This is a genomic window from Janthinobacterium sp. BHSEK, from assembly GCF_056174685.1.
In genome coordinates, this window is the sequence record NZ_JBWBYV010000050.1 from 20,649 (window position 1) to 28,878 (window position 8,230).

Sequence of the window (8,230 nt, forward strand, 5' to 3'; positions counted from 1 at the left end):
TGACCCCTGGTTCTACCGTATCCTTTATTCACACTGTGAAGCAACGCGACGTTTTATGAGTCTGACCCCAGCCGACACGACTTCCGCAGCACTGCCGTCCCTGGCCCCGCGCCAGGCGGCAAAATCGCAGGGCGCTTCCGCGCCCGGAGCCGGCACGTCCGGCGGCAACACCCCCGCAGTACCGCCAGCGCCCGCCCTCGGCGTGGCCTCCGTCAGCCACCTGGCCGACAAGCTGGCCGAATACCTGTCTCCCGCCGACCTGAAAAAAGTCAAGGAAGCCTACCGCTTCTCCGACGAAATGCACCTGGGCCAGATGCGCCGCTCGGGCGAGCCGTATATCTCGCACCCGATCGCCGTCGCCGAAATCTGCGCCGACTGGAAGCTCGACGCGCAAGCCATCATGGCCGCCCTGCTGCACGACGTGATGGAAGACCAGGACGTCAAGAAGGAAGAATTGATCGAGCGCTTCGGCGCTCCGGTAGCGCACCTGGTCGACGGCCTGTCGAAGCTGGAAAAGATCGAATTCCAGAGCCAGATCGAAGCGCAGGCGGAAAACTTCCGCAAGATGCTGCTGGCCATGGCGTCCGACGTGCGCGTGATCCTGATCAAGCTGGCCGACCGCCTGCACAATATGCGCACCCTGGATTTCATGACGGCGGCGAAAAAACGCCGCATCGCCAGCGAGACCATGGAAGTGTACGTGCCGATCGCGCACCGCCTCGGCCTGAACAACATCTACCACGAGCTGCAGGACCTGTCGTTCTCGCACCTGTACCCGATGCGCTACCGCACCCTGGCGAAAGCCGTCAAGGCGGCGCGCGGCAACCGGCGCGAAGTGGTCAACAAGATCATGGAAGCGGTGAAAAGCACCTTGTCCATGGCCGAACTCGAGGCCGACGTCACGGGCCGCGAAAAGACCCTGTACGACATCTATAAAAAGATGCGCAGCAAGCATTTGTCGTTCTCGCAAGTGCTGGACGTGTACGGTTTCCGCGTGGTGGTGGGCAGCTTTGCCGACTGTTACGTGACCCTGGGCACCCTGCACAGCCTGTACAAGCCCATGCCGGGCAAGTTCAAGGATTACATCGCGATCCGCAAGCTGAACGGCTACCAGTCGCTGCACACGACCGTCATCGGCCCGTACGGCACGCCCGTGGAATTCCAGATCCGCACGCAGGAAATGCATCGCACGGCCGAATCGGGCGTGGCGGCGCACTGGCTGTACAAGAGCGGCGAATCGAACCCGTCCGACCTGCAGCAGCGCACCCATGCGTGGCTGCAATCGCTGCTCGACATCCAGCAGCAGACGGGCGACTCGGCCGAATTCCTCGAACACGTCAAGGTCGACCTGTTCCCCGATTCCGTCTACGTGTTTACGCCGAAGTCGAAGATCATCGCCCTGCCGCGCGGCGCCACGGCCATCGACTTTGCCTATTCGATCCACACGGGCATCGGCGACCAGACCGTGGCCGTGAAAATCAACAACGAAACCTCGCCCTTGCGCACCGAACTGCACAATGGCGACATCGTCGAGATCATCACCGATTCCTCGTCGCGCCCCAGCCCGACGTGGCTGTCGTTCGTGCGCACCGGCAAGGCCCGTTCAGCCATCCGCCACCATCTGCGCACGATCAACCTGCCCGAATCGATCGCCCTGGGCCAGCAATTGCTGTCGCAGGCGCTGCACACCCTGAACATCGACGCCGACCTGCAAGCGCCATTGGTCGAACGCCTGCTCAACGAATCGAGCGCCAATTCCATGGACGAGCTGTACGCGGACATCGGCATCGGCAAGCGCATGGCCACGCTGGTGGCGCGCCACATCTTCGGCCTGATCGGCGGCGAAGCGGCCAGCATGCCGGTGGAACACAACAGCGGCAGCGAACTGGACCCCGTCACCATCTGCGGCAGCGAAGGCGTCTCGGTGCAGCTGGCGCCCTGCTGCCTGCCGATTCCCGGCGACCAGATCATCGGCCAGCTGCGCCGCGACCAGGGCTTGCTCGTGCACACGAGCGACTGCTCGCAAGCGAAACGCCAGCGCGCCAAGGAACCGGACCGCTGGATCGCCGTGCGCTGGGGAACCGAACTGAACCGCCGCTTCGATTGCCGCATCAAGGTCTTGATCAACAGCGAACGGGGCATTTTGGCCAGAGTCGCCGCTGAAATCGGCGAGTCCGACGCCAACATCATCTATGTGGGCATGGACGAAGACAAGGACAACGTGCTCGACCAGTTGCGCTTCACCGTGCAAGTGAAAGACCGCGTCCACCTGGCCGCCCTGCTGCGCAACGTGCGCAGAGTGGCCGGCGTGAACCGTATCTTGCGCGAACGCAATTAAAATTGTTGGCAAAGGGCTGGGGTCAGACCCGCCGGGGGAATACGTCCCAATGGGACGTATTCCGATCGCGAAGCGACTGACCCCAGTTTTCCGCTGCGGGCTACCGGTTCACTTCCGCAACGCGTCGTAAAAACGCCTGATCACCCACCGCAAATTCAGCATTGACTGCTTCTCGCAGCTGTCCGATGCAACATCAGCACATATGCATGCACATGGCATGGCGCAAGCTCCAAACAATTACGCAGATAGTCAAGATAGCGCTGTTTATCCTGCCCATCAAGAAAGCATGCTTGGCGATTCACTCCACGCTGCACCACATGCAGCGGAACGCCGGGCCAGACGAGCCGAAGGCGACGGGGCATGGCAACTCCTGATACCAACTGAATGATCAGTGTGCCAGCGCGCGCCTCTGGCGCCCTGCGTCACCGCAAGCTTACCCCTCCCCCGGCGCCGGATACGTCACTTCCAGCAATTCCAGCTCCTGCTCGCCCTGCGGCGTATTGAGGGTGATCACGTCGCCCTCGCGCGCCTTGGTGATGGTGCGGGCCATGGGCGAGATCCAGCTGATCTTGCCGTTCAGGGGGTCGAATTCGTCGATGCCGACGATGGTGATGGTATGCGTTTCGCCGTCGCTGGTGCGGTAGGTAACCGTGGCGCCGAAGAATACCTGGTCGTTGCCATGGTGCACGCTGGGATCGACGATGGCGGCCAGGTCCATGCGCTTCGTGAGGAAGCGGATGCGGCGGTCGATTTCGCGCAGCCGGCGCTTGCCGTAGATATAGTCGCCATTTTCCGAGCGGTCGCCATTCGACGCCGCCCAATGGACGATGCGCACCACTTCCGGACGGTCGACGTCGATCAGTTGCAGCAGCTCTTCCCTGATGCGCTGGTAGCCGGCCGGCGTGATGTAGTTCTTGGCACCGGCGGGAATGGCCAGCGCCAGCGCCGCCGCCTCTTCATCGTCGTCGTTGTCGGATTCTTTTACAAAGGCTTTATTCATCCGCCTATTGTAGCCCCGTCAAGGACTGCCGGACACACCGATTTATCGTATCATCGAGGCCATGGCAACCATACCGGGGCGCCACACGGAGACGGATGAAAAAATTCTACAGAGTCAGGCGCTGGCTGTTCGCGCCGCTGGTCTATCTGGCCGCCATCTGCCTGCTGATCGAGGAATGGCTGTGGGCGACGGGCGCGCGCATCATGCAGGTGGTGTCGCAGTTTCCGCCCCTGCATGCGCTGGAAGCGTGGATCAAGCGCCTGCCGCCGTACTGGGCGCTGGCCATCTTCGTGCTGCCGGCCGTGCTGCTGTTTCCCGTCAAGCTGCTGGCCCTGCTGGCGATCGCGCGCGGCCATGCGTTTTCCGGCATCGGCGTGATCGTCGTCGCCAAGCTGGGCGGTGCGGCCGCCGTCGCCCGCCTGTATTCGCTGACGCGCCCTACCCTGCTCAGTTTGCCGTGGTTCGCCCGCTGGCACGGTTTATTTATGGAAACCAAGGACCGCTGGATCGCCCGCCTGCGCGCCACGCGCCCGTGGCGCCGCGTTAGCCGCCTGTCGGCCGCGCTGGGCCGCGCCCGCCGCGCCTGGTGGCAGCGCTTGCGCAAGGGCACGCCCGGACGCCATAATTCCCGCCCAGCCAGGGTGCTGCGCCGCTTTGCCGCCTTCTGGCGCGCCCGCCGCTGATGAAGAAAGGCCACTCCATGCACGACACTCCCCGGCTGGCCGCCGCCCTGCGCGCGGCGGCGCCGGAAATCTACCTGTACGACGCGGCCAGTTTGCAATTGCTGGACGCCAACGATGCCGCCTGCGACAACTTGCAGTATGCGCGCAAGGAATTGCTGGCGATGACGCCCTTCACCCTGGCGCCGCAGCTCGAGGCGCAGCAGCTGGCCGCCGTGCTGGCCGCCCTGGACGACAGCATCGGCGCGCAAGCCCGGCTGCACGTGCAGCAACGGCGCCGCGATGGCAGCCTGTATTCGCTCAGCCTGCACCTGTCGCGCACCCAGCGCCAGGGGCGCGCCCTGCTGCTGGCCGAGGGCGAAGACTTGCGCACGCCGCAGGCAACGGCCGCCGCCCTGGCCCAGGTGCAGTCGCGCTTCAATGCCATCGTGTCGAATACGCCGGGCCTCGTGTACCAGTTCTGCCTGCATGCGGATGGACGGGCGTCCTTTGCCTACCTGAGCGACGGCTGCCAGGCCCTGCTGGGCCTGAGTCCGGCACAGCTGCACGCGCGCCCGGAACTGTTCTACCAGTTGATCCTGGCCGACGACCGCGCCTCGTATCTGGAATCGATGCAGGCCTCAAAAAACGCCTTGTGGAGCTGGAACTGGGAAGGCCGCATCTGGATCGATGCCTGGAAGGACGTCAAATGGATCAATCTGCGCTCGACGCCGCGCGCGCTGGCCGGCGGCACGGTGCAGTGGGAAGGCATCATGACGAATATCACGGAAAGCCGGCTGGAACAGATCGAAGTGCGCCAGTCGCGCGCCCGCCTGGCCGAGCTGACGGCGCATATCGACAAGGTCAAGGAACACGAACGCACGCGCCTGGCGCGCGAACTGCACGATGACCTGGGCGGCAATTTGACGGCGATCAAGATGGCGCTGGCCATGCTGGCGCGCCGCCTGCCGCCGGACGACCCGCAGTTGCAGGAAAAGGCCGACTATGTCGATGCCCTCGTCGACCGCAGCATCGACGCCGTGCACCGCATTTCGCTGGACTTGCGCCCGTCCATGCTGGACCTGGGCCTGGTCGCCGCGCTGGACTGGCAAGTCAAGGAATTCGCGCGCCAGGCCGGCATCGAGTGCCAGTTCATTTCCAATCGCCAACATATCGAACTGGAACTGGACCAGGCGACCAGCCTGTTCCGCATCGCCCAGGAGGCGCTGACGAATATCGCCAAGCATGCGCAGGCGAGCAAGGTCAGCGTGCGCCTGGCACGGCAGCGCCAACACATCAGCCTGTCGATCGCCGACAATGGCGTCGGCATGCGCCTGTCCGACCGCGCCAAGCCGCAGTCGTTCGGCATCCGCGGCATGGCCGAACGGGCCAGCGCGCTGGGCGGCAGCCTGAGCCTGATGGACGGGCCGGACGGCGGCACCATCCTGAGCATAAAAATCCGGCTGACCACGCCGCGAGAGGCGATAATAGCGGCTGCAGCCAGCGCACCAGCGCAAAGCGGATCGCCATAAGGCCACAGGGCCGCCGCAGGGCGCAGGGATTCAGATAGGAAACAACGCAGTCATGAAAGAAAAAGCCACCATCCGGGTATTCATCGCCGACGATCACGCGATCGTGCGCGAAGGCTTGAAGCAAATCCTCGCCGACACGAAGGACATCATCGTGGCCGGCGAGGCTGAAAATGGCCACGACGCCATCAAACTGTTCCGCGGCTCGAAATGCCAGGTGTTGCTACTCGACATCTCCCTGCCCGACCGCAGCGGCATCGAGGTACTCAAGCAGATCAAGAAGGAAAAGCCGGAACTGGCCGTGCTCATGCTCTCCATGCACCGCGAAGACCAGTACGCCATCCGCTCGCTCAAGGCGGGTGCGGCTGGCTACCTGACGAAACAGAGCGCGCCGCGCGAACTGGTCACGGCCATCCGCCAGGTGGCGCAGGGATTGAAATACATCAGCGCCTCGCTGGCGCAGGAACTGGCCAACACGGTGGGTGAAGACCACGAAACGGCCTTGCACGACACCTTGTCGGACCGCGAATACCAGACCCTGGTCATGATTGCCTCGGGCAAGGCGGTGGGCGCCATCGCCGAAGAGCTCAAATTGTCCGTGAAAACCGTCAGCGAATACCGCGCCCGTTTACTCGTCAAGATGAAACTCAAGAACAGCGCCGAACTGACGCATTACGCCATCCGCAACCAGCTGGTGGATTGACGGCAAAGCGGCATGCCCGCTGGCATCGGGCGAATTGACAGGACTTCTCCTTGCTTCTCGCACAATAAGTTCTTTGCCAACTCGCATATCATGAGGATAATGAGAAATATCTGAAAAGGCTGTGCCTACATGTCCAGTAAATTGCCATCTTCACCAGCAGGCGCTCCCGCTGGCGCCACGAATACCGCCGCCGCGGCGATGAACCCGGCCGATATCGCCCGCGAAGCGTTTCGCCGCCTGGCCACGCGCCGCATCGCCCCGACGCCGAGCGCCTACCGCGACATCTACAATGAAATCGCCGGTATCAGCGAAGCGGCGGACAGCCCTGCCGCGCCGGCCGCCGTGCTGGCCGCCAGCGCCAATGTGGAAAAAGGCGCGGAGAGCGGCGCGGAAAACGTCCTGACGCAATTCGCCGCCAAGATGAGCGAATCGGCGGGCGAACTGGGCGACTTTGGCAAGCGTTTCCAGCGCGCCCTGAAAGCGCGCGACTGGGATGGCTATGCACGTACCCTGGCGCAACTGGCCGAGAAACAGGTCAAGAAAAGCGGCGGCATCGAATTGCCGCCCCTGCCGGACGGCGAACAGACGCGCACCCTGCGTGAATTGCTCAGCCGCACCCTGGGTTTTGCCGTCGCCACCTTGCTGACGGGCACGCCCGCGCTCGTGGAAGAGGCAGAGTCCTTGGGCGCGGCCATCAAGCAGGCGCATACGGAAGAAGCGCTGAACGAAGCGGCCCTGCGCCTGAAGCAGCTGTGCTACCAGATCGAACTGAAAAGCGGCGATACGGCCGAGCAGCAGGAATTGCTGCTGCGCCTGTTCAAATTACTGCTGGACAACGTCAGCCAGCTGCTCGACGACGACAGCTGGCTGCGCGGCCAGGTCGACGCCGTGCAGAACCTGATCGCCGGTCCGCTCGACCAGCGCGCGCTGGAAGACGCCACGCGCAGCCTGAAGGAAGTCATCTACAAGCAGAGCCAGCTCAAGCACAGCCTGTCCGACGTCAAGCTGACGGTCAAGAACATGATGATGACCTTCATCGACCGCCTGGGGCAAGTGGCGGCCAGCACGGGCGACTTCCATGAAAAGATCGGCGGCTATTCGGAAAAGATCAGCCAGGCGGAAAATATCAGCGAACTGAACAGCGTTCTCGACGAAGTCTTGCGCGAAACGCGCATGGTGCAGAACGAAGCCTTGCGCGCGCGCGACAAGATGGTGCTGGCGCGCCAGGAAGTGCAGGACGCGGAACAGCGCATCCACACGCTGGAAGCCAAGCTCCAGCATATGAGCGAGCTGGTGCGGGAAGACCAGCTGACGGGCAGCCTGAACCGCCGTGGCCTGGACGACGTGTTCGAGCGCGAGACGGCCCGCTCGGACCGCCGCGGCACGCCGCTGTGCATCGCCATGCTGGACCTGGACGACTTCAAGCGCCTGAACGACACCTATGGCCACCTGGCCGGCGACGCCGCGCTGAAACACCTGGTGAAGATCGTCAAGGAAACCCTGCGCTCGATGGACGTCATCGCCCGCTTCGGCGGCGAGGAATTCCTCATCCTGCTGCCGGAAACCACGGTCGAGGCTGCCTCGTCGACGATGACGCGTTTGCAACGCGAGCTGACCCGGCATTTCTTCTTGCACGACAACGAAAAAGTCTTGATCACCTTCTCCGCCGGCGTGGCCCTGCGCCTGCCCAACGAAGACCAGGCCGAACTTGTCAAGCGCGCCGACCGCGCCATGTACCAGGCCAAGCAGACGGGCAAGAACCGGGTGGTGGTGGCCGACTGAGTTCCTGCAGTGCGGAGCAATGCACTGCATCTCAATCACATTGTTTCGAACACTATCGATAAAACTTATTCGGCCAATTACCAAAAAATTAACCGAAATCGTTTTAATGACTCAATTGCCAATATAAGATAGCAATCCCATTTGTTATGGGAAGAGATTACACACGGCAGTATAATTGCAATTATATCAACATTTTTATTAAATCAACCAATTTAGGAC

6 protein-coding genes are annotated in these 8,230 nt (G+C 62.7%); 5 read left to right on the plus strand and 1 reads right to left on the minus strand.

Going from position 1 to position 8,230, the window contains the following annotated elements:
- The first annotated feature begins 55 nt into the window (after window positions 1–55).
- On the plus strand, window positions 56–2,338 hold the full coding sequence (locus AC0V2Y_RS18125; protein WP_475416854.1) for a RelA/SpoT family protein: 2,283 nt from the start codon (window positions 56–58) through the stop codon (window positions 2,336–2,338).
- Between the two features lie 433 nt (window positions 2,339–2,771).
- On the opposite strand, the gene greB is transcribed toward AC0V2Y_RS18125, so the two are convergent.
- Window positions 2,772–3,338 carry a transcription elongation factor GreB gene (gene greB / locus AC0V2Y_RS18130; RefSeq protein ID WP_475416853.1) on the minus strand — a complete coding sequence of 189 codons (567 nt, stop codon included), beginning with the start codon at window positions 3,336–3,338 and terminating at the stop codon, window positions 2,772–2,774.
- Window positions 3,339–3,433: 95 nt separating this feature from the next.
- Between greB and AC0V2Y_RS18135 the strand changes: the two genes are divergently transcribed.
- The 4 genes from AC0V2Y_RS18135 to AC0V2Y_RS18150 all read left to right on the plus strand — a co-directional run bounded on the left by AC0V2Y_RS18135 (window position 3,434) and on the right by AC0V2Y_RS18150 (window position 8,011).
- A complete protein-coding gene (locus AC0V2Y_RS18135) occupies window positions 3,434–4,021 on the plus strand; it encodes a hypothetical protein (protein WP_475416852.1) in 588 nt (195 codons plus the stop codon).
- A 17-nt stretch (window positions 4,022–4,038) separates the two neighbouring features.
- A complete protein-coding gene (locus AC0V2Y_RS18140) occupies window positions 4,039–5,529 on the plus strand; it encodes a sensor histidine kinase (RefSeq protein WP_475416851.1) in 1,491 nt (496 codons plus the stop codon).
- 52 nt (window positions 5,530–5,581) lie between these two features.
- A complete protein-coding gene (locus AC0V2Y_RS18145; RefSeq protein ID WP_034753998.1) occupies window positions 5,582–6,229 on the plus strand; it encodes a response regulator in 648 nt (215 codons plus the stop codon).
- A 198-nt stretch (window positions 6,230–6,427) separates the two neighbouring features.
- Window positions 6,428–8,011 (plus strand): GGDEF domain-containing protein, encoded by a 1,584-nt coding sequence (locus AC0V2Y_RS18150; protein ID WP_475416868.1) that lies wholly within the window; start codon window positions 6,428–6,430, stop codon window positions 8,009–8,011.
- Window positions 8,012–8,230 lie beyond the last annotated feature (219 nt).